Source organism: Collinsella aerofaciens, assembly GCF_018785265.1.
GTDB classification, from domain to species: domain Bacteria; phylum Actinomycetota; class Coriobacteriia; order Coriobacteriales; family Coriobacteriaceae; genus Collinsella; species Collinsella aerofaciens_AI.
In genome coordinates, this window is sequence record NZ_WQPK01000045.1 from 324,996 (window position 1) to 345,679 (window position 20,684).

Annotated in this window: 14 protein-coding genes; 12 read left to right on the forward strand and 2 right to left on the reverse strand. The window is 59.6% G+C overall.

Annotation, left to right across the window (positions count from 1 at the left end; genetic code table 11):
- The first annotated feature begins 38 nt into the window (after nucleotides 1–38).
- The 7 genes from pglX (at nucleotide 39) to GPK42_RS08845 (ending at nucleotide 11,311) form a co-directional block, all read left to right on the forward strand.
- Nucleotides 39–2,555, forward strand: a complete 2,517-nt coding sequence (gene pglX, locus GPK42_RS08815; protein WP_215694814.1) for a BREX-1 system adenine-specific DNA-methyltransferase PglX — start codon at nucleotides 39–41, stop codon at nucleotides 2,553–2,555.
- 9 nt (nucleotides 2,556–2,564) lie between these two features.
- Nucleotides 2,565–3,410, forward strand: a complete 846-nt coding sequence (locus tag GPK42_RS08820; protein ID WP_215694815.1) for a hypothetical protein — start codon at nucleotides 2,565–2,567, stop codon at nucleotides 3,408–3,410.
- A gap of 146 nt (nucleotides 3,411–3,556) precedes the next feature.
- Complete coding sequence (locus GPK42_RS08825) at nucleotides 3,557–4,525, forward strand: BREX-1 system adenine-specific DNA-methyltransferase PglX (RefSeq protein ID WP_215694816.1); 969 nt, start codon at nucleotides 3,557–3,559, stop codon at nucleotides 4,523–4,525.
- Nucleotides 4,526–4,548: 23 nt separating this feature from the next.
- Nucleotides 4,549–7,257, forward strand: a complete 2,709-nt coding sequence (gene pglZ, locus GPK42_RS08830) for a BREX-1 system phosphatase PglZ type A (protein ID WP_215694817.1) — start codon at nucleotides 4,549–4,551, stop codon at nucleotides 7,255–7,257.
- 11 nt (nucleotides 7,258–7,268) lie between these two features.
- Nucleotides 7,269–9,632, forward strand: a complete 2,364-nt coding sequence (gene brxL, locus GPK42_RS08835) for a protease Lon-related BREX system protein BrxL (protein ID WP_215694818.1) — start codon at nucleotides 7,269–7,271, stop codon at nucleotides 9,630–9,632.
- A gap of 74 nt (nucleotides 9,633–9,706) precedes the next feature.
- Entirely contained in the window at nucleotides 9,707–11,059 is a 1,353-nt protein-coding gene (locus GPK42_RS08840; RefSeq protein ID WP_215694819.1) for a hypothetical protein, read from the forward strand.
- A gap of 27 nt (nucleotides 11,060–11,086) precedes the next feature.
- Nucleotides 11,087–11,311 carry a hypothetical protein gene (locus GPK42_RS08845; protein WP_215694820.1) on the forward strand — a complete coding sequence of 75 codons (225 nt, stop codon included), beginning with the start codon at nucleotides 11,087–11,089 and terminating at the stop codon, nucleotides 11,309–11,311.
- A gap of 115 nt (nucleotides 11,312–11,426) precedes the next feature.
- On the opposite strand, the gene GPK42_RS08850 is transcribed toward GPK42_RS08845, so the two are convergent.
- Nucleotides 11,427–13,028 carry a potassium/proton antiporter gene (locus GPK42_RS08850; RefSeq protein ID WP_215694821.1) on the reverse strand — a complete coding sequence of 534 codons (1,602 nt, stop codon included), beginning with the start codon at nucleotides 13,026–13,028 and terminating at the stop codon, nucleotides 11,427–11,429.
- 253 nt (nucleotides 13,029–13,281) lie between these two features.
- Between GPK42_RS08850 and GPK42_RS08855 the strand changes: the two genes are divergently transcribed.
- On the forward strand, nucleotides 13,282–14,121 hold the full coding sequence (locus tag GPK42_RS08855; RefSeq protein WP_215694822.1) for a metallophosphoesterase family protein: 840 nt from the start codon (nucleotides 13,282–13,284) through the stop codon (nucleotides 14,119–14,121).
- 308 nt (nucleotides 14,122–14,429) lie between these two features.
- On the opposite strand, the gene GPK42_RS08860 is transcribed toward GPK42_RS08855, so the two are convergent.
- Nucleotides 14,430–16,010 (reverse strand): lipopolysaccharide biosynthesis protein, encoded by a 1,581-nt coding sequence (locus tag GPK42_RS08860; protein WP_338404353.1) that lies wholly within the window; start codon nucleotides 16,008–16,010, stop codon nucleotides 14,430–14,432.
- Nucleotides 16,011–16,389: 379 nt separating this feature from the next.
- Between GPK42_RS08860 and pckA the strand changes: the two genes are divergently transcribed.
- The 4 genes from pckA (at nucleotide 16,390) to GPK42_RS08880 (ending at nucleotide 20,595) form a co-directional block, all read left to right on the forward strand.
- Nucleotides 16,390–18,060 carry a phosphoenolpyruvate carboxykinase (ATP) gene (gene pckA, locus GPK42_RS08865; protein WP_195544743.1) on the forward strand — a complete coding sequence of 557 codons (1,671 nt, stop codon included), beginning with the start codon at nucleotides 16,390–16,392 and terminating at the stop codon, nucleotides 18,058–18,060.
- Between the two features lie 223 nt (nucleotides 18,061–18,283).
- Nucleotides 18,284–19,003 carry a B3/B4 domain-containing protein gene (locus tag GPK42_RS08870; protein WP_195544744.1) on the forward strand — a complete coding sequence of 240 codons (720 nt, stop codon included), beginning with the start codon at nucleotides 18,284–18,286 and terminating at the stop codon, nucleotides 19,001–19,003.
- Between the two features lie 168 nt (nucleotides 19,004–19,171).
- The gene (locus GPK42_RS08875) at nucleotides 19,172–19,621 is read left to right on the forward strand and encodes a MarR family winged helix-turn-helix transcriptional regulator (protein WP_022093866.1); all 450 of its coding nucleotides are present in this window, start codon (nucleotides 19,172–19,174) and stop codon (nucleotides 19,619–19,621) included.
- A 119-nt stretch (nucleotides 19,622–19,740) separates the two neighbouring features.
- Nucleotides 19,741–20,595: a DegV family protein gene (locus GPK42_RS08880; RefSeq protein WP_215694823.1), complete on the forward strand. Its 855-nt coding sequence runs from the start codon at nucleotides 19,741–19,743 to the stop codon at nucleotides 20,593–20,595.
- Nucleotides 20,596–20,684 lie beyond the last annotated feature (89 nt).

Here is a 20,684-nt window from a genome sequence, read left to right on the forward strand (position 1 = left end):
CACCGGTGGCTTATGGCGTTTAGAAAGGCTCATCAACCATGAACGATTCTGCTCTTAAGAGCTTCTGCACTTGGGCCCGCACGGAGCTCATCAAAGGCGTGGAGGCGCAGATGGTGCGCTACGGCATCACCGAACCTGCACCTGCGCCCACTGGATCCGAGACCGTCAACGGCCTGCCCCTAAGTCCGGCTGAGGTCGAGCAACGCGACGAACTGCTGCGCATGCAGGCAGGGGTGGGTCACGAGGCGCTGCGCGACCGTGCTGCCTACACCTGGTTCAACCGCATCGTGGCCATTCGCTTCATGGATGCACGCGGATGGCTTCCCAGCCGTATGCGCATGCTAAGTCGTGCGGACGGCAGCCATGGCAGCGAGGCCGTGGAGAACGCACTGGACGTGGAAATAACGACGGTCGATACCGATCGCATAGCCGAACTCAAGATGGCGGGCTTGGATGAACCGCTGTGGCGTTACCTGTTTGTGGCTCAGTGCGAGGAGCTTGCCGATTGCCTGCCAGGCGTCTTTGAACGCGTGGGCGGAGCCATGGAACTGCTGCTGCCCCAGGGCCTCATGATGTCCGATGGCGTGGTGGGCAAGCTCAACGCCGTCCTCGCTGACGAGGACTGGCGCGAGGGCGTGACCGTTCTGGGTTGGATGTATCAGTACTACAACGCTGACGTTAAAGACGAGTTCTTCAAGTCCAAGCGCAAGGCAGCGGCGGAGGACATCGCGCCCGCCACGCAGCTCTTCACCCCCGAGTGGATCGTGCGCTATATGGTCGAGAACTCGCTCGGCCGTCTGTGGATGCTCAACAATCCGGGGAGTTCGCTACGCGAGCGCATGGAGTATTACATCGAGCCCGATGCTGAGCACGAGGACTTCATCCGCATTTCGAGTCCCGAGGAGATAACCCTCTGCGACCCCGCATGCGGCTCGGGCCATATCTTGGTCTATGCGTTTGAGCTGCTCTTCCATATGTACGAGGAGCGCGGCTATCGTGAGCGCGAGATTCCCGAGCTCATTCTTACTAAAAACCTTGCAGGTATGGAAATCGATTCCCGCGCGGCACAGATCGCGGAGCTGGCGCTTGCCATGTGCGCCCGCGAGCACGACCGTCGCTTCTTTAGGCGTGGCGTTCGCGCCGACGTTACCGTGCTCTCGAGCATCCCGCTAGGGGAGGACGAGCTGCCGGGTAACAAGAAGCTCGCCGAGGAGCTGAGTCATTTGGGCGAGATCGGTTCGCTGCTCAATCCCTCAGAGGACGAGATCGACGAGCTCAAGGCTGCCGTCGCGAGTTGTTCCGATGACCTTTTTGCCGCTACGGCCAAAACTAAGCTCGAAAGCGCTGCCGCCATCTGCGAGAAGCTGTCCCGTCGTTTTATCTGCACCGTTGCGAATCCTCCGTATATGGGCAGCAGCAGCTTTAACCCCTTCATGTCCAAGTGGGTCAAGAAGAACTACCCCGACGTGAAGAGCGACCTGTTCTCCAGCTTTGTCGTTCGCATGTTCAATCTCGCCAAGGACCACGGCGAGTGCGGCGTCATGTCGCCTTTCGTCTGGATGTTCATCGGAAGCTATGAGAAGCTCCGCAACGAGATTATCGACAACAGAACGCTGACTTCGCTCATTCAGCTCGAGTACTCGGGCTTCGCCGGCGCGACCGTGCCCATCTGCACCTATACGTTCCACAACTCGTTCATCAAGGGCTACAAGGGCGGCTACGTGCGCCTTTCGGACTTCGTTGGTGCTGCCGTTCAGGCTCCGAAGGCCCTCGAAGCGATCCGAAACCCCGACTGCGGCTGGTTCTACCGCCGCGACGCCGAGACCTTCAAACAGATTCCCGGCACCCCCATTGCCTACTGGGCCAGTGATGCCCTTGTTGAATCATTCTCAAAAGGAAAAAGGCTCGATGCTATTGCTACTCCGCGTCAGGGCTTGGCGACGAGTGATAATGGCCGCTTTTTGAGGAAATGGTGGGAAGTGGCGCCTTCCAACACATCGCGAGATTGCGGCGGCAGGTCCGAGGCAAAGCAGAGTGGTTCCCGCTGGTTCCCGATTATTCGGGGCGGCTCCTATCGAAAGTGGTGGGGTGACTACGACGAGGTGGTTAATTGGTTTGATGACGGTCGGGAGATGAAGGAAGCGATTCTGGCCAAGTATACTTATCTCTCTACACCTGATTTTGTAATCAAGAACCAGGGCGACTACTTCAAGCCTGCGGTTTCCTGGTCTAAAATTTCTTCCAGCCTTGCTTCCTTTAGGTTTGCGCCTCGAGGGATGCTATTTGAGGTAGCTGGTGCATGTCTTTTTGCGGAGCCGAACGAGCTTCGATACATCCAGGCTTTCTGCAACTGTTCCATTGCCGAAATTGATTTGGCGTTTATGTCGCCGACTCTAAACTTTGAGGTAGGCCAAATCGGTCAGTTGCCGATTATCCAAGATGAGGATGCCGAACCGACTGTCTGCTCACTCGTTGAAGACTCTCGCTCAATTTCAAAGGCGGACTACGATTCGTTTGAAACCTCCTGGGATTTTAAACGTAATCCTCTTGTCTAGGTGATCGTCATGGCTGAAAAGAAGAGGCACAAGCCTGTCGATAAGACTAAAATTGAATATGTCGAACCTAAGCCAAGCTGGATAAAGGCTGTTAAGGTTAATGACCCTAATGACGTCATGGGTTCTATTATTCAGTTTTTTCTGGTTGAATCTCCTTGTAAAGGTGTGAGTAGCAGAGGGATATCGCTTCTCGATTATGGATGGGCCGATAGTGTTCCTCCTAAATCCGGGTACCTTCACCGAAGATTATTGGAAGTGGCCAATCTCTGCGATGGGTCGACGCTATTTACGGCCACACGAAAAGAAGAGATGAAAAATAGGTTTGTTGATGCTGATATGCCTGGCAATTTTGCTTCAACTTGTACCTCAAATCGCGTTGTGGCGCTCATCAACAGCAATTTTGTGCTTGATTTATTTCGGATTATTAGAAATTCGTTGGCACATTGTCGCTTTCAATTGGTCGAAAAGAACGGTGTAGATTTCATTGCTTTTGAAAACGGTATGCCAGGAAAAGATCTCATTGGAGCGGATTCATTTGAGGTGAGTTCTCGTTTATTTCTTAAATGCAGCACTCTCATTGATTGGATTGCTGTGGTTAAGTCAGAGGCTGTATATGAGGCGGAAGAAATTGCCCGAAAGAAAGAGACCTCAGAACGGGAGTGGGAAAACAAACGTCAATTGGTTTTGTCTCGAATCTCGAGTGGGTCCTGCTCAAATAAAGATGAACTCGGGAAGGACTGTGAGCTATCTAAGCGTAATTTAGATAAATTGCTTGGCGAGCTGAAGGCCCAAGGGCTTATTGCTTATTCACGTTCTAATCGAAAATGGGAACTTACTGGTGACGCAAATCCGTGAGTAAGAGATGCTTCATCTTTGATTGCAAAGAACGGCGTGTCGAATGAGCTTCCAACGTTTTTTATCGCAAAGAGACTCGCTGTCTCTCGAAAGTGACCTTTTAAATGAATATTAGTCGGCGTTTTTAAATGAGAGGGCGGTCAAATATGGCCACTTTACTTCAAGAAAAATACGAGGCTCGCAAGGCCGAGGTCAACGCTCGCTTTGAGCAGCTTCGCGCCAACGAGGGGGAACTCAACCGGATTTTTGCCAAGATCTACAACATGGAGGGAGAGGTGCCCATCGAGGTCGAGGACAAGTACGTCTCGGTGGCGCGCATCTTCGATACGGCAGAAGAGATTCCGGAGAGCTACAAGGGCAACAAGTACGTGCGCACCAAGCGCGACGAGATCGCCTCGCTTATAAGCTATGCCGTGGGCTGCATGTTTGGCCGCTATTCGCTGGATGTGGACGGGCTGGTTCTGGCCGACCAAGGCGCCACAGTCGATGACTATCTGGCCAAGATGCCCGATCCCGCGCATGTGACCTTTATGCCCGATAGCGACAACGTGCTGCCCATTACCGATGACGAGTACTTTGACGACGACATCGTGCGCTACTTTATCGACTTTGTGCGCACCGTGTATGGTGAGGAGACGCTTGAGCAGAACCTGGCCTTTATTGCCGAGGCACTCGGCGGCAAGGGCGCCTCGCGCGAGGTCATCCGCGCCTACTTTTTGAAGGACTTCTTTAGGGACCACTGCCAGACCTATAAGAAGCGCCCCATCTACTGGCTGTTCGACAGCGGCAAGAAAAATGGCTTTAAGTGCCTTGTCTACATGCATCGCTATCAGCCCGACCTGTTGGCTCGCATCCGCACCGACTATGTGCATGGGCAGCAGGAGCGCTACCGTGCCCAGATCGGCTATGCCAACGATTCCCTTGCCACCGCCGAGCGCGGCGAGCGCGTGCGCTTGGACAAGCGCGTCAAAAAGCTTAACGACCAGCTCAAAGAGACTATTGCCTTCGAGGAGAAGCTGCACCACTTGGCAGACCAGATGATTAAGATCGACCTGGATGACGGCGTCAAGGTCAACTACGCCAAGTTTCAGGATGTGCTAGCAAAGATTAAGTAACTGCAGATACGGTAAGGATATTCATGCCCAAGATCGATGTAGAAGAACAGCTCAAGCTGCGGTTTTTGCAACCGTTGCCCGCATGCGTGCCGCGTCGTGTGGTGGTTTGGCACGATGCAGACGGCGAGTTTGCTCCTGAGTTTGAACGTTTGGCCGCCGAGGGCTTCGACGGTGCGGGGACTGATGACGGCGTTATGCCCGCTTACGGTGACTTTGAGCGCCCAGTGCGGTTTGTTGAGGCCTGCGAGGGCCGCATGTTTGCCGTCAAGAAGCTCGTCAACCGCGATGACCTTGTGAGCGATATCTTGCTGTATCGCCGTTGCCCGCGCGGCAGGCTTGAGGGCGATTGGCTTGCCGATGTTGAGCTGTATGCTGACCGGTTTCAAGCTGATTATCTTTCGCTTTTGGCCGATCAGCTGGGTATCGAGAATATCGATGCCGTGCGCGAGAGCTTGCGAGCGCACAAGGCGTTCTTTGATGCCAAGACCCGTTGCGCTAAGTTTGCCGCGTGTGTTCCGCATGCCTCGGGCGCATCCGATATCGAACTCGGCATCCTTACGGTGATTTTTGGCGGTAAAGAGCCTGGTGACGCGCGTCCCGCGTTTGTACTGCGTGGCTGTATGACCATGCTGCTGCACGAGGGTCCCGAGGCGCTGGCTGAGTTGGCGGGCAAGTACTGCGTGCGCGATGCCCTCTCTGCCTTCATTGTGCGTTGCTATGGGTTTGATGGGCCGCTTTACGAGCGTGACTCATTGCTTATGCTTGCATCCCATGTGCTCCTTACGGCGGCATCAACCGCGCTTCCCGAGGGAGCGCTCAAGGGGCTCGAAAGCTATGTGGCTCCCGCCTACGGTCCCTATTGCCTTGAGGCGGTGCGCACGTGGGACCAGGCCGCCGGTACCCAGGCATCGAGCGAGGACCTATTTGAGATCTGTCGTTTGGTGGAGGATGTCCGCGGGCTCTTTGCGCGGTTTGAGGCTCTGCCGATCGATGTGCTGGCCTCGCTTGATGTGTTCCCGTGCGTCAATGAGGCTGTGCTCTCGCAGTTGTTCAGCTCGTTTGCCCAGGGTGCAGACCGTGTTGAGGACGCACGCGCCTTTGCGGCGCGTCGCTGCGACCTAAGCTGGTACCGTCGTGTCGAGAGCTACTTTGACCTGCTTGCCGCTGTGGCCGATATGTGCGCGTTTAGGCAGTCGCACGCGGGCGGCTTCCATCTGGCGCAGCCCCAGCAGGTGTGGGATGCCTATTCGTCCGATTGGTATGCCATGGATGCTGCCTATCGCCATATGTGCACTGCGTATCTGCGGGCACGCTCCGTCGAGTGCGATGCGCTCGAGGAACCTGCCCGCGCCGTGGCGGACTGGGCGGAGAATCTCTACAGCAACTGGTTCTTGGCGGATGCCAATGTCTGCTGGGCGGCTGCTGCGCAAGGGGAGTGGGCCGATTGCGGCTACATCGATGGTCCCGCACGGCAGGATGAGTTTTACTGGCATGTGCTGCCCGCCTTTGTGGGTTCTGCCAAAACAACGGTCGTTATCGTGAGCGATGCGCTGCGCTATGAGGTTGCCCGCGACGTTGCGGCGCTGCTCGAGCGCGAACGCGGCGGCAACGTCAAGGTTTCTAGCATGCAGGCGGTCTTTCCCTCCATTACCGAGGTGGGCATGCCTGCGCTGCTGCCGCACCAGGTGCTTGAGCTTGCAGAGGATGGCGCGTTTGTGTTGGCTGACGGCATGCCCACTGCGACGACTCCGCAGCGCGAGGCCGTACTTACCCACGTTGAGCCCACGGCCCGCGCTTTGCGCTCGAGCGCATACCTCAACATGGCGGGAACCGAGCGCAAAGCGCTGCTCAAAGACTCCAGGCTCGTTTATCTCTACCACAACAAGATCGATGCCACGGGCGAGAAGGCAGCTACGCAGGATGACGTTTTCGATGCCTGCGCGGACACCGTGGAGGAACTTGCCGCGTTGGCGCGCCGCGTGTGCACCGACGCCCCGGGCGCGCGTGTTGTTATGACGGCGGATCACGGCTTCATCTACACGCGTCGTGAGCTCAACGAGTGCCAGATGCTCGGCAAGCCAGACCTTCCCTTCCTTGACGCTCCTGTCATGCACGGCAAGCGTCATCTGGTGGTGCCCAACGAGGCCGTGGCCAAGCTTTCGGAAGAGGCATGCGAGGTGTTTGTTAATGTTGGCATGGGACGTTTAGGTGCCGGTTTTGAGGGATTTGCCCCGCGCGAGAACGTGCACTTCAAGCGTCCCGGCGGCACTAACAACTACGTCCACGGCGGCATGAGCCTGCAGGAGCTCTGCGTGCCCGTTATCGGATTTTGGCGTGCGCGCTCGGGTTCCAAGGACTTTGTCGATACGCGCGTGGCGACGCTGCGCGTGCTAAGCGAGGGACGCCGAGTGACCAACTCGCTCTTCTCGGTCAACTTGATCCAGGAAGAACCCGCCCAAGGCAAGGTTTTGCCGTGCGAGTATGAGCTGGTGTTTACCGACGCAAGCGGCAACGAGGTGAGCGATACAGTCAAGGCGCATGCCAACAAGACTTCTGCTAACTCGCAGGAGCGCGTCGTGCATGCCAAGTTTGCGCTGCGTGCAGCGGATGGATTCTCGGCCAAGGGTCCGTACTATCTGGTCTGCCGCGAGCGCGAAACGGGCAAGATCGTTTGGCGCGAGACGTATACCATCGCTGTTTCGTTTGCCCCTGTTGCTGACTTTGGTTTTTAGGAGTGTGCCCTATGTTTGATAGCCATGACGACGATCTGTGGGAAGTCCCCTCGATTGACGTGGATGTGCCTGCGGAGGCTGCGGTGCCTGAGGTCGCGCCCGCGAAGGCCCCGGAGGCCGAGACCGCTGCGTCTGCCCCGGAGCCGGCGACTGCTGCCGCGCCCGCTGAGGCTGCGGTGGCCGCCGAGGACGAGTCCTCGACCGATGGCTATGATCAGGCTGCGGCCGAGGCTCCCGAGGATGAGGGCTACGACATGGACGGGTTGGACGGCAAGCTGCTCGAGCACTTTGGCGGCAAGATCGTGCGCAAGGACCTGACGGCCTTTATGAAGCGCGGCGCCAACGTGCCCACCTTTGTGCTGGAGTACCTGCTGGGCATGTACTGCTCGACCGATGACGAGGAAGCCGTGGCAGAGGGCCTGGATCGCATCCGCAGGATTCTCACCGATAACTACGTGCGTCCCGACGAGTCCGAGCGCATTAAGTCCAAGATTCGCGAACTGGGCCGCTTTACCATCATCGACAAGGTGACGGCCAAGCTCGACGAGTACAAAGACATCTACGTGGCATCGTTTGCCAATCTGACCATCGAGCCGTTTGTGATGCCGGCCGAGTACGTGCGCGACTATTCCAAGATTCTGCAGGGTGGTATTTGGTGCATCATGAGCATCGAGTATCGTCACCCCGTGGATGAGGAAGACGAGTTTGGCATGGAGGTCTTTGGCGACGATGCGCCGCGCCGCGCCAAGGCCAAGCGCAAAAAGCGCGGGCCCGAGGACTCTCCGTTTAGTGTGGCGTCGCTCACGCCCATCCAGATGCCCAACCTGGACCTGGATGCCATGGTCGAAGAGCGCCAGTATTTCTCGCGCGACGAGTGGCTCAACATGCTGCTGCGCTCCGCTGGCTATGAGCCCAGCGAGATTTCCGAGAAAGAACGTCTGCACTTTATCGAGCGTATGGTGCCGCTCATCGAGCGCAATTACAACCTGTGCGAGCTGTGTCCCCGCGGTACAGGTAAGAGCCACATCTACAAAGAGGTCTCGCCCTACGCCATTTTGCTTTCGGGCGGCCAGACCACCACGGCCAACCTGTTCGGCCGTATGAACTCCATGCGCGCCGACCGCGTGGGCTTGGTAGGTCACTGGGACTGCGTGACGTTTGACGAGGTCGCCGGCATGCGGTTTAAGGACACCAACGCCGTGCAGATCATGAAGGACTACATGGCGAGCGGCAGCTACGCGCGCGGCCGCGACCAGATTAACGCCGATGCCTCCATGGTCTTTGAGGGCAACATCAACGACACCGTGCAAAACGTCCTTAAGACCACGCACCTGTTTGATCCGTTCCCGCCGGAGTTTAACAACGATTCGGCCTTCTTCGACCGCATCCACTATTACCTGCCGGGCTGGGAGATTCCCAAGATGCGCTCGAGCCTGCTGACCGGGCATTACGGTCTGATTACCGACTGTCTGTCGGAGTTTTGCAAGGAGATGCGCCGCAAGGACTTTACGCACCATATCGACCGGTATTTCCGCTTCAACAGCGACTTTAACAAGCGCGACGAGATCGCCGTGCGCAAGACCTTTAGCGGCCTTGCCAAACTGCTGTTCCCCGACGAGGCCATGGACAAGGACGAAGTGCGCTGGCTGCTAGACTACGCCATTGAGGGCCGTCGCCGCGTAAAGGAGCAGCTCAAGATTATGGCGGGCGTCGAGTTTATCGACGTCAACCTGGGCTATATGGATGCCGACAACCCGCAGGACGCGCACGTGGTGCGCGTGCCCGAGCAGACCGAGGACACGCTGATTCCCGACGGGCCGCTGCTGTCCGGCCACGTATTTGGCGTGGGCAGGTCGCAGGGCGGCGAGGTTGCCGTATACAAGCTGGAGAACAAGGCCGTTGCCGGCGAGTGCAAGTTTAAGTACGAGGGCGTGGCCTTTAACAAGCCAGTGCGCGATACGCTGGAAGCCGCGTTCGACAACTTTGTGAACCTGGCGAACCGCGTGGCGCTGGGCATGCACATTGGCTCCAAGGACTACCTGCTGTTTTACAACGACCTGCAGAGCAAGGGCCTGTCCGAGGAAGTTTCGCTCGCCGAGTTTGTGGGACTTTGCTCTGCGGCGTGCAACCGCCCGGTGATGCCTGCGCTGGCGATTCCGGGAATCTTGCGCATGTCGGGCTCTATGGACGAGATCCGCGGGCTCGAGGACATTATGCGCGTGGCCAAAAACGCCGGCGCCAAGCGCGTGATTTTGCCGCTGAGTGCCATCGCGGGCCTGCAGAGCGTTTCGTCCGAGATTATCTCGGGCTTGAGCCCGGTGTTCTACATGGATGGCGATCCGGTTGATGCCGCGAAGAAGGCGCTAGATCTGTAGGAGTGCGGGCGTGCGGGCTTGCGTGCGCGTAGGTCCGCGGGCGTGTTGGCGTGTTCGAGTAGGGAGGCCTTGCCATGGCGGACGAGCGTTGCGTTGGCGAGTTGCTCGACGAGCTGTTTGGCTTTGAATCGGTAGCCAAGCGTCAGGCGGCGCTTGAGCAGTACGATCGCGGGGAACTGGTGCGCAAGGCGCGCTCCCGTGAGCTGCTGGGCGTGCTTAGGGGCGTCGAGGCTGCCGAGCACACTGCGCGCGAGTCTGCCGTGCGGGCTGTTGACGGGTATGTTCGCCGCGTTGAGGGCGCTGCGCCTGCATGCGCTCGCAAGCAGGCGGGCATTGTTGGCCCGCTGCGGATGGAGCGTCGCTATGCTGCCTTTTTGCGCATGGAGGACAAGGCCGAGCTGCTGGCCCGTTTGGAACAGACACTTGCGTTTATCGAGGTAAAGTTACGTGCGAATACGGCGGCCAGGGTCCGTACGGCGTATGATGCCGCGGGGGCTATGGTGCTGCAGGACGTGGCACGCCTGCGTGACGTGCGCGTCGTGGATGCCGTGCCCCTGGATGCCGACCTGCTGTGCACGCAGCTGGAGCAACTTCGTTGTGCCGCCGACGCAACGGACCTTGCGGGCATGATCACAGCGACGTTTGAGTCCGAGCTGAGTGCGACGGGGTTGCAGGGCGCCGCCGGGTCTGCGGGCGATGTTGCTGGTGATGTGGCGTTGGAGCGTGAACTTACCAACGTGCGCGGCGCTGCGCAGCGAGCGCGCTTGGCGGCGCAGGCGTACCGGGCCGAGCGTGCCGCCCGCGTTGCGGGGAGCACGGTTGAGCCGGTATCGTTGCCCGAGCTTGCGTGCGTTGCGATCGAGACTGCGTGCGATGCCAGGGAGCTTTCCGAGTTGCTCGCTCAGGTTAAGAAGTCGTTTGATACCTACCGTCGCGTTGTTGCCGACGGTGGGTTGTTCTGTGCGTTTGGCTCTGGCTCACCGCATGGGATTTGCCGGGGCTCGAGCTATTTAGACTACGATTCACGGCTTGACGAAGACGTGCTGGTGGGCGAGTACGACGGCGCTACCAGGCATGATGTTCGGCGCGAGGCTGCGATTCCCGAGCTTGTGGATGAGGCTTCGACTGAGGGCGGCGATTCGCTCAAGGTTGCCGTGGCACGCATGCAGGAGTTTAACGGACGGCGTTACGATGGCGTGCTGGATGAGGACCCTGCGCGCCATGTGAATGCGTTTTGGTATGGACTCAAAAAGCTCAGTCAGTATTGCGAGGCCGCCGTGCGTGTGGACGAGCGTGCTTGGGATTGCTTTATCGATAAGGTGCAGTTCGCCTACGATGAGCCCGTGGGGCGTTTGGCTGCACAGATGGACGACAAGCAGGTTGCGGCTTTTGTTGCTGCTGTGGACGCGCTCGGTGCTAGTGAGTAGGGGCTTGGCTCGATAGGAGGTTGCACCATGAAGATCGAAGTTGATGTAGACCAGCTGCGCGAGAGTCTGCTCGATCGCGCGGGGAGTGCAGCGGGCGTGGGCTTTCCGGCCGCCATGCTCGACGTAGTAGATATCGAGGACGAGTCGCCCCAAGAGCTCCTAGCCCGAGCCGAACGCGAAGGCCTCGACCTCCGCGATTTTGCCGTCGACGACGACGCGGACGATGACTACGACGCAGACGAGGACTGGTAGCCGCGATTGGACTTCAACCCCATCCCCTCAATAAGTTGCGGTGAAATAGGGACCGTTTAGGCCGGTAGAAGGCCTATTCAGTCCCTATTTCACCGCAACTTATGAGTGGGGATGGCTACGACGCTAGTGTGGCGATGACGGCTTCGTCGCCGGCGTATATGAGGGTGTTGCCGTCGGGGATGATCGTCTGGCCGTCGCGTTTGAGCATCACGACGATAAAGGGATGCTTGCCTTGCGGCACATCGCGAAGACGCTGGCCGGCCAGGCGACCGTGGGGGGTTACGGTGACCTCGCGCAGCGTAACCTCGGTACGCTCTTCAAACGTCGGCGCGGCCATCACCAGCAGATCGCCTTCCTGGATCACGGTATCGCCGTTGGGCAGCACTGGGTGCGCGCCGTCGCGAAGCACCAGGACCACGAGCATGTCCGTGGCGCTGCCGATGTCCGCGAGTGAGCGTTCGGCAAACGGATGTCCAGCGCCCACCTTGAGCTTTACAAACGACATGCCGTCCTCGTCGCGGTAGTCGTTAAAGGTGCGGCGCACGTCGCCGGTCGCATCGAACATATCGAGCTTCTTTGCCACCGCCGGCAGCAGCGAGCCCTGCACCACAATGCTCGACACGGCAATCACAAACACCAGGTCAAATAGGTCGTGTCCGCCGGGAACGCCGGCCACCACGGCAAAGAGACTAAAGACGACCGAAGCTGCTCCGCGCAGGCCCGCCCAGCTTACGAGTGCAACCTGGCGAGGGTTCGTCCTAAACGGCGCCAGCAGCATGCCTACGGCGATGGGGCGGCTCGCAAAGAGCATAAACGCCATGAGTGCCAGGCCCGGTAGCAGCATTTGCGGCAGGCGTGCGGGTGTAACGAGCAGGCCCAGCAAAAAGAAGATGGTCATCTCTGCCATCTCGGTGAGGGTGTCAAAGAAGTGCGCCATCTCGACTTTGCCGGTGATGTCGCTGGCACCCAGCACAATGCCGGCCAGGTATACAGCCAAAAAGCCGTTGCCGCCCAGGTAGCTCGGCAGCGCGTAGGCGACGATGGCCACGGCGAACAAAAAGATGGTCTGCGCGTCCTTGGCCGTTGCGTGCGCGCGTTCAATCAGGCGGCCCGCCGCCCAGCCGATGGCAAGGCCCAGGCCCACGCCCAGGATAATCTGCTTGGCCAGCAGTGCGGGAATGTTGATGTCGCCGCCGGCCGCGAGTGTAGCGAGCACAGCGGTGAGCATGTAGGCGACGGGGTCGTTGGAGCCCGATTCGACCTCGAGCAGCGAGTCGGTGCCACCTCTCAGCGACAGGCTGTGCTCACGCAGTACGCTAAAGACGCTCGCCGCGTCGGTGGATGCCACGACCGATCCCAGCAGCAGGCTGCCGATCCAGTCGATCCCCAGCGCGAAGTGGGCGAACACGCCGGTGATGCCGGCAGTGATGACGACGCCGAGCGTGCTCAGCAGCACCGCCGGCGCAGCGACGGGCTTGGCGCGGTCGATATTGGTGTTAAAGCCGCCGTAGAACATGATGAACAGCAGCGCCGTGCTGCAGACGGTTTCGGTGAGTGCGTAGTCGCTAAAGTCGATATGCGTCGGGCCGTTGACGCCCAACAGCATGCCCAGCGCGATAAAGATGAGCAGGGTGGGGAAGGGGAGTTTTTTGCCGACGGGTTTGATGGTCAGGCACAAAATGATGACGAGGCCGATAAAGAGAAGGATCTGGTTCATGGATAGTGTCCGCTCCTGGGTGGTTGGCGTGGCACGGTCAGTTGTCTGTGGTTATTTGTACCCAAAGATGGTGGGTTTATGGGGTTGGATTGCGGGCGTGCGCGATATCGTCATAGACGGCTGCCGTCTTTGCCTCTGCTCGGAAACCCTTTCCAGCTTTATTGCAACGGAGTACAATGGGTAACGTTTAAGTTCAACTTGAAGTTTTAGTTGCGGCACCGGGCTTCGGCCGCAATGCAAGGAGAGGCGTACCATGGCGATCTATGTGACATCTGATGCTCACGGGCACGTGCGTGCGCTTGACGAGGCCCTGTCTAAGATCTCGTTGACGTCCGACGACACGCTGTACGTGCTGGGCGACATGATCGATCGCGGGCCCGATCCGGTCGGCGTTATTAAGCTCGTGCGCTCGCTGCCCAACGCCCACGTGCTCAAGGGTAATCACGAGCAGATCATGCTCGATGCCATCATTGGTCAGGATCCGCTCGATGCCGAGACCTGGGATATCAACGGTGGCTGGACGACGCGCGAGCAGCTCAACGACATGGAATTTGAGGCATACGAGGAGCTCGTGCGATGGATGGCCGCGCTGCCGCTCTACGCGGTGGTCGAGACCGAGGAGCGCCCGTATCTGCTGGTACATGCTGGAATCGAGATGAAGGCGGCGCGCGCGTTTTTGCTTGAGCATGGCGTCGATTGTGCCGATGGCGTCGGAGCGGTGGATGCCGATCGCGAGCTGCTGCAGCAGATGCTCGCGGTGCAGTCGTCCGATGACCTGCTATGGATTCGTCACGGCTATTGGGATGTGCCGACCGGGCTGCTTTCTGCCGAGGGCAAGGGCCCGGTCGTGGTGAGCGGCCACACGCCCACGGTATCGCTTGGGCGCTATTGCGAGGTCGGTGGTCTGGCGGGGCTCGATGAGGAATCGGGACGAGGGCAGATCGTGCGCTTGGGCGGCGAGGACACTGCCGGCGTGCCCGATCGCATCGATATCGATTGCGCCGCCGCCACCGGCTCCGAGTTCGGTCGCGTGGGCATCCTGCGGCTCGATGATGGGGCGGAGTTCTACGCGAACATCAACCCGGGCGAATAATCGGTGCAAGGGGTAGCTAATTTTGGACGGGGCCTTTTTTGACTACTTTTGCCCTTCTGCCCGCAAATTGATTTTTCAGGGACGGGGATTAAATAATCATTTGGCTGCCCGCTGGCTAAATGAGTAGACTTATTTGGAAATGCCGAGCACCCAACATATTTGCCTCAATAAAACCGCTGGTCACGGACTTGTGCTTTGTCGGTGTGGTCCGGGATTCGGTAAAAGTCTACTCACTTAGTTTTGCGTGTCCGCAACGAGACTCCAGCCGGGGTGATTCCACCGCAAATTAGCTTCTCCCATCGCCGCAATTAGGCGCCGTACGGATTCCGGTCCCTCTCTATGCGTTGGCGGATGCGGGCGTACTCGATAATCAACAGTACCAGCAGTAGGGCCATGATGGCTAGGTAGCTCACGATGGCGCCCATCAGGCCGAGCAGATTGATCAGAATCACCGGGAGCACCACGCTCATGGCAAAGCAGATCAGGTAGATCTTGGTGACGTCTCCAGCGTGGCGCAGCACCGTGATGATGGCGTAGATAAAGTCGATGGCCGCGGTGACGCCGCCGGCGACGACCATCAGCAGCGCCAGCGTACGGTAGCGTTCAAAGCTGAGACCGTACATAAAGCTCATGAGGGGAATACCGGGACCTGCCATAAATGCGGCGCACACGCCGGTGATGACCACGATCAGCGCCATAACGGCAACAATAATCAGGTCAAAGCGACGACGCTTGCGAGGATTAGCCCAAATGCTCGACAAGCGCAGGAGCTGCGGTTTATAGACAAATCCAATGCTCAACAGAATAGCCTGAGCTGGAAAAAACAGGGCATTAAAGTACAACTGGTATTTGTAGGCCAGTGTTCCTTCCATCACAAACTTGGGCATGCTCTCGATAAGATTGAACAGGAATAGCGCGCCAAAGAGTGGGGCGCACTGGACAAACAGGTGGCCGACCTCGCGCAGGCTTACGCGGCGCGATTTTTCGGTCTCGAGCAGGGCGAGCGGCGCGGTGACCAGCACGAGCGAGGCGATCGCGGCGATGCCCATGGCAATGGCCGCGATGGGCATGCTACGCGTGAAGAACAGCGCCACGCTGAAGACCGCGATGACGCCGACGGAGCGTAGCGTTTGACTCATTCCAGCCAAGTAGAGCTTGTCGGCCTGCTGCAGGCGGCCTTCGTACACGTCGGCGACGCCGTCGATGACCTTATACAGGTAGACGCCCAGGCCGATCGTCGCCATCTGCGTGTCGTAGCCGCGGGCGCTGCTGTACATGAGGCCGCAGCCTAGGGCGAGCGCTCCGCAAAGCCAGCGGTTGAGCTGGTAGGAGGCAAAGGACGTCTTTTCGTCGATGTCCGAGACCTGGAAATTGCGCACGCCGTAGTTGCACGCGATCATGATGAGCGTGCCGGTGACAAAGGCGATGGAGAACTTGCCGGCTTCTTCGGCGCCCACGAGCTGCGTAGACACGATGGTGAGCAACGGAAACGCCAGACCCCACACGGCGGTGCCGAGGGTGTTCCAAAGATAGTCGCGGCTGGTGGCGTGCTCTTCGTATTCAGCCTCTTGCGTGGAGAACCCGCCGCCGTAGACGGCGCCGAGCAGACGGTTCCACCAAGCGTTGACCATGCGGCGGACGGGGCCGGGCTCCCGATCGCGTTCGCGCCGGCGACGTGTGGCTTGGCTGCTATCGGGCCCGCCGGCGTTGCGCTGACTCAGCTCTTGGATGCGTGCGAGTTCCTCGGCAGTGTGCGAGGCAGGGAAGAGGCCGTTCTCGATGCGGCCGCCCTGGGCCTTCGCGGCGCCGTCTCTCGATGCAGCGGGGTTGGAGACGCCGTTGCGGCGGGCGATGGCGCGGCGAATGCTATCGAGGGGCGTGATGCTCAAAGCGGGGTCCTTTCTATTGCTGCGCTCTAGTATAGACACCGCGGTGTCCGCTCGTGTTTTTGAACAGGTTGTTCGATAATTTCGGCGGCGCCATTCGGTAGTCGGCACTTAGGGACGTTCCTTATGTGCAGGCACTTTGGGAACGTCCCTAAGTGCCGGCATCTGGGGACACTCCTTGGCTGTTGCCTGTTCAAGAGTGTCCCCAACGACTAGTCGTTTAAGAACGTCCCCAATGACTAGGCCGCTTGCGTGCGATTTTTGACCGTTGGGCGGGCGCTTCGCCGTTGCCGCAAAAACGTTTTTGCATATCGGGTACAACGGGCTTAACGTGAGTAAAGTGCGCGCCGCGTCCACGTGTCGCGCTTTTAAAGGAGGCCCCATGCCAGGTGTTACCCCCGCAGAAGTTCTGTCCAACTTTGGCATCACGCTGGTCGAAGATCCCGCCGAGAACCAGCCCCGCCTGCTGGTCGACCTGCCGGCAGCCGAGCTCGTCGAGCATGCGATTCGCCGCGAAGAGGGCCGTATGGCCTCCAACGGTGCACTCGTGATCGAGACGGGGGAGCGTACCGGACGTTCGCCCAACGACCGCTTTATCGTTGATACGCCCGACGTGCACGACAAGATTGCCTGGGGTGCCGTCAACCGCCCGCTGTCCGTCGAAAGCTACGAGGTCATCAAAGCCGGCATCGTCGACTATCTCAACGAGCGCGATGTGTTCGTCACGCGCGGTATGGCCGGCGCCGATCGTAACCATACGCGTCGCCTGCTTGTCGCCTGCGAGCGTGCCAGCCAGGCGCTCTTTATTAAGCAGATGCTCGCCCGCCCGCTTGCCCGCGAAATCGCGCGCACCGGCGAGCCGGACTTCTGCGTCCTTGCCGCGCCAGGTTACCAGTGTGACCCCGCCATCAAGGGCCTCAACTCCAGCGCCGCGGTGGTCATCAACTTCCAGGAGCGCGTGATTCTGGTCGCGGGCACCGGCTACTCCGGTGAGATCAAAAAGTCCATCTTCAGCGTCATGAATTACCTGCTGCCCGTCGAGGATGACGTACTGCCCATGCATTGCTCGGCCAGCATGGATCCCGTCACGCACGAGACCGCGATTTTCTTTGGCCTGTCGGGCACCGGCAAGACCACGCTTTCGGCCAACCCCACGCGCCTGCTGATCGGCGACGACGAGCACGGTTGGTCCGACATGGGCATCTTTAACGTCGAGGGCGGCTGCTACGCCAAGTGCGAGGGCCTGGACGTGTTCCACGAGCCCGAGATCTTCAACGCCGTCCGCTTTGGCGCCATCTGCGAAAACGTGGTGCTCGACGAGAATCGCAAGCCCAACTACGACGACGTCTCGATCACGCACAATACGCGCGTGGCCTACCCTGTGGAGCACATTCCCAACGCGTGGACCAAGGGCATGGGCACCACCCCGAGCGTCGTGCTGTTTTTGACCTGCGATGCCTTTGGCGTGCTGCCGCCCATCTCGCGCCTGACGGCCGACGCCGCCATGTATCACTTTGTGACGGGCTTCACCGCCAAGATCCCTGGCACCGAGGTCGGCGTCACCGAGCCCACGCCCACGTTCTCCTCGCTGTTTGGTGAGCCGTTTATGCCGCTCGATCCTATGGTCTACGCCAAGATGCTCGGTGAGCGTATCGCCGACGGCCGCACGCGCGTCTATCTGGTCAACACCGGCTGGATTGGCGGCGGCTACGGCGTGGGTCATCGCATCGAGCTGGCCTACACGCGCTCACTGGTCGCTCGCGCCCTCGACGGCACCATCGAGGACAGCGAGTTTGTGCACGACGATATCTTTAATGTCGACATTCCCACTACGTGCCACGGTGTGCCCGATGGCATCCTGGTGCCGCGCCAGTACTGGCAGAGCACCGCGCGCTACGACGAGGCGGCGCACAATCTGGCGGTGATGTTCGAGGAGAACTTCGAGAAGAAGTACTCGCACCTGCCCGAGTCCGTCAAGGCTGCCGGTCCGCACGCCCAGGTGTCCGCCGACGCCCGCCATCGCGGCCGCGGCTTGCTGGGGCTCCGCCACTAGCGTCGCCTCAGACCCAAAACCACCACAAAGGGGACAGGCACCTTTGTGGTGGTTTTGCTCGCGCGGATGACTCAGGTTACAATACGCCTGACATATCGCCCCCTTCTCCGGATGGGGGCAGCGTAAGCGCTCTTGTGGCGGCACCGTAGGACTTTGAAGGTGGCCGTCGTAAGGGCGCTTTTTAGGTGCCCTCGCTCGGGCGCGCACAATGAAGGGAGAGCGTATGAAGAGCTTTATTGCCGAGGATTCATTCTGGGAGCTGTTTCCGCGGGCAGCGGTCGGCGTTGTGGTTGTGAAGGGCATGAAGCCCGCGGCTCAGATTCCTCAAGAGGACGTGGACGCGATTGCGGCGCTGCTCGATCGCGCCAACATCGATGCGGAACGCCACCTGACGAGTGATACCATCAGCGAGAATGCGCCGGTTAAGGCTTGGCGTGACGCGTACCGGCTGTTCAAGACCAAGAAGGGCGCGCGTTGCTCAGTTGAGAACCTGCTCAAACGCGTGCTCAAAGGGAAGCCGGTGGGCCACATCACGCCGGCGGTGGACATCTATAACACGGTGTCGCTGTCCTACGCGCTGCCCGTTGGCGGCGAGGACCTGCATGCGATTGAGGGAGATCTTCGCTTGAAGGTGACCGACGGTGGCGATGCGTTCTTGCCACTTGGCGAGGAAGCGGATGACCCGACGCTGCCCGGCGAGCTCGCCTACATTGACGATGCGGGCGCCGTGTGCCGCTGCTGGAACTGGCGCGATGGCGTTCGAACGGCTCTATCCGACGATTCGGCCGACGCATTCCTGGCGATTGAGTGCGTAGAGCCCGAGCGAATGGGGGACTGCCAGGCTGCCATCGATCGCTTGGCCGAGCTGCTTGAGCGCTATCTGGGAGCGACGGTTGTCGTTAAGACGCTTGTGACCCGCGACAATCCCTGTGTGGAGCTGTAGCGGCGCCTAGAACCTATTGATGCCCAAAACCACCACAAAGGCGCCTGTCCTTTGTGGTGGTTTTTATGTTGATGGGTCAACAAATGAGGCACGCAGGGCTGGCGTCCGCTGGGTACGGTTAAGATGTTAACCCGTTAGCATCATGCAAGCGAAAGGCGGTCGTCTCCCATGCAGCAGAACGACGAGACACGTTTTGAGGATTTTGTCGGACTGATCAGCGGGCTCTACAAGGAGATTCAGCGCATCAAGACGTCCGAAGGCGCAAGGCTCGGCCTTAAGGGCTCCGACGTCATGTGCCTGTACTATCTTGAGCGCAGCAAGGACGGCCTGACCGGCGCCGACCTCGCCCGCATGGCAGGCGTGACCCGCGCCGCCGTCTCGCGTACGCTGGCGCATCTGGAGGAGGGTGGCTACGTCGAGGTCGATGATTCGGGCGATGCCGCCGTTAAGTATCGTGCTCCGGTGCGCCTGACCGCTCTGGGCGGCGAGAGCATGAGCGAGGCGGACCGCATCATTCGCGAGGTGCTCGATACCACCGGTAAGGCTATGGGTGTGGAGCAGCGCGAGCAGATGTATGCGTCGCTGCGCACGATTCTCAACACCCTGCGCGAGATCTAAGGCCGCCAAGGCATTTGCTTCCAATTAACAACTGCATAGTCCCGTTTGAGTGCGTATGCCGTGCCGGGGCATTGCTGTCAAAATTCCCCGCGAGAGGTCCGCGAAAGAAAGGATTCGCTATGTCCATTCGTATTATTACCGATTCCGCGAGCGATATGTCGCCGGCTGAGCACCCCGCTCTGCGTGTTCTGCCGCTGTCCGTCACCTTTGGCACCGATGTGTACATGGATGGCGTCGACATCGATCATCAGCGCTTTTACGAAATGCTCGTGGAGCGCGATGAGCTGCCCAAGACCGGCCAGGTCAACCCGTACGCGTTTTCGCAGGCTATTGCCGAGGCACGTGAGGCCGGCGATGAGGCTGTGATTATTACCGTGGGCGCTAAGCTTTCGGGCACCAATCAGAGTGCCCGTACCGCACTTGCCGAGGCGCCGGGCGGCGACGTGTTCGTGGTAGACAGCAATAACGTCACCCTGGGCGAGCGTGTCCTGGTCGAGTATGCGCTGCGCCTGGTGGACGAGGGCCGCAGTGCGGCTCAGATCGCGGCGGCCGTCGAGGCCGTCCGTGACCGCGTGGTCGTCATCGGCCTGCTCGAGACGCTGGAGTACTTGGTGCGCGGCGGTCGCCTGTCTGCTGCTGCGGGCGCAGTGGGCACGCTGCTCAACGTGAAGCCCGTAGTTGCCGTCGAGGACGGCCTGATCGTGCAGCTGGGCAAGGCTCGTGGCTCCAAGAACGGCCGCAACCTGCTCAACCAGAAGGTCGAAAAGGCGGGCGGCGTCGACTTCTCCATGCCGCTGGCGCTGGGCTATACAGGCCTTTCGGACGCCGTGCTCAAGAAGTACATCGAGGACAGCGCCGCGCTGTGGGCCGGCCATGTCGAGAATGAGCTGCCCATCCACACCATTGGCGCCACCATCGGCACCCACGTAGGTCCCGGCGCCGTAGCCGTAGCCTTCTTCCGCCCCGCCAACTAGCTTTCCGGTCAAAACCACCACAAAGGGGACAGTGAACTGCCTCCCATTTCTTGGACATCGGGAAATGGGAGGTTTTCCATGAGTATAGA

Coding starts and splice junctions, on each gene's coding strand:
- GPK42_RS08820 (WP_215694815.1), top strand. CDS start 2,565: ATGGCTGAAAAGAAGAGGCACAAGCCTGTCGATAAGACTAAAATTGAA.
- GPK42_RS08825 (WP_215694816.1), top strand. CDS start 3,557: ATGGCCACTTTACTTCAAGAAAAATACGAGGCTCGCAAGGCCGAGGTC.
- pglX (WP_215694814.1), top strand. CDS start 39: ATGAACGATTCTGCTCTTAAGAGCTTCTGCACTTGGGCCCGCACGGAG.
- GPK42_RS08855 (WP_215694822.1), top strand. CDS start 13,282: ATGGCGATCTATGTGACATCTGATGCTCACGGGCACGTGCGTGCGCTT.
- brxL (WP_215694818.1), top strand. CDS start 7,269: ATGTTTGATAGCCATGACGACGATCTGTGGGAAGTCCCCTCGATTGAC.
- GPK42_RS08850 (WP_215694821.1), bottom strand. CDS start 13,028: ATGAACCAGATCCTTCTCTTTATCGGCCTCGTCATCATTTTGTGCCTG.
- pglZ (WP_215694817.1), top strand. CDS start 4,549: ATGCCCAAGATCGATGTAGAAGAACAGCTCAAGCTGCGGTTTTTGCAA.
- GPK42_RS08880 (WP_215694823.1), top strand. CDS start 19,741: ATGTCCATTCGTATTATTACCGATTCCGCGAGCGATATGTCGCCGGCT.
- GPK42_RS08870 (WP_195544744.1), top strand. CDS start 18,284: ATGAAGAGCTTTATTGCCGAGGATTCATTCTGGGAGCTGTTTCCGCGG.
- GPK42_RS08845 (WP_215694820.1), top strand. CDS start 11,087: ATGAAGATCGAAGTTGATGTAGACCAGCTGCGCGAGAGTCTGCTCGAT.
- GPK42_RS08875 (WP_022093866.1), top strand. CDS start 19,172: ATGCAGCAGAACGACGAGACACGTTTTGAGGATTTTGTCGGACTGATC.
- pckA (WP_195544743.1), top strand. CDS start 16,390: ATGCCAGGTGTTACCCCCGCAGAAGTTCTGTCCAACTTTGGCATCACG.
- GPK42_RS08840 (WP_215694819.1), top strand. CDS start 9,707: ATGGCGGACGAGCGTTGCGTTGGCGAGTTGCTCGACGAGCTGTTTGGC.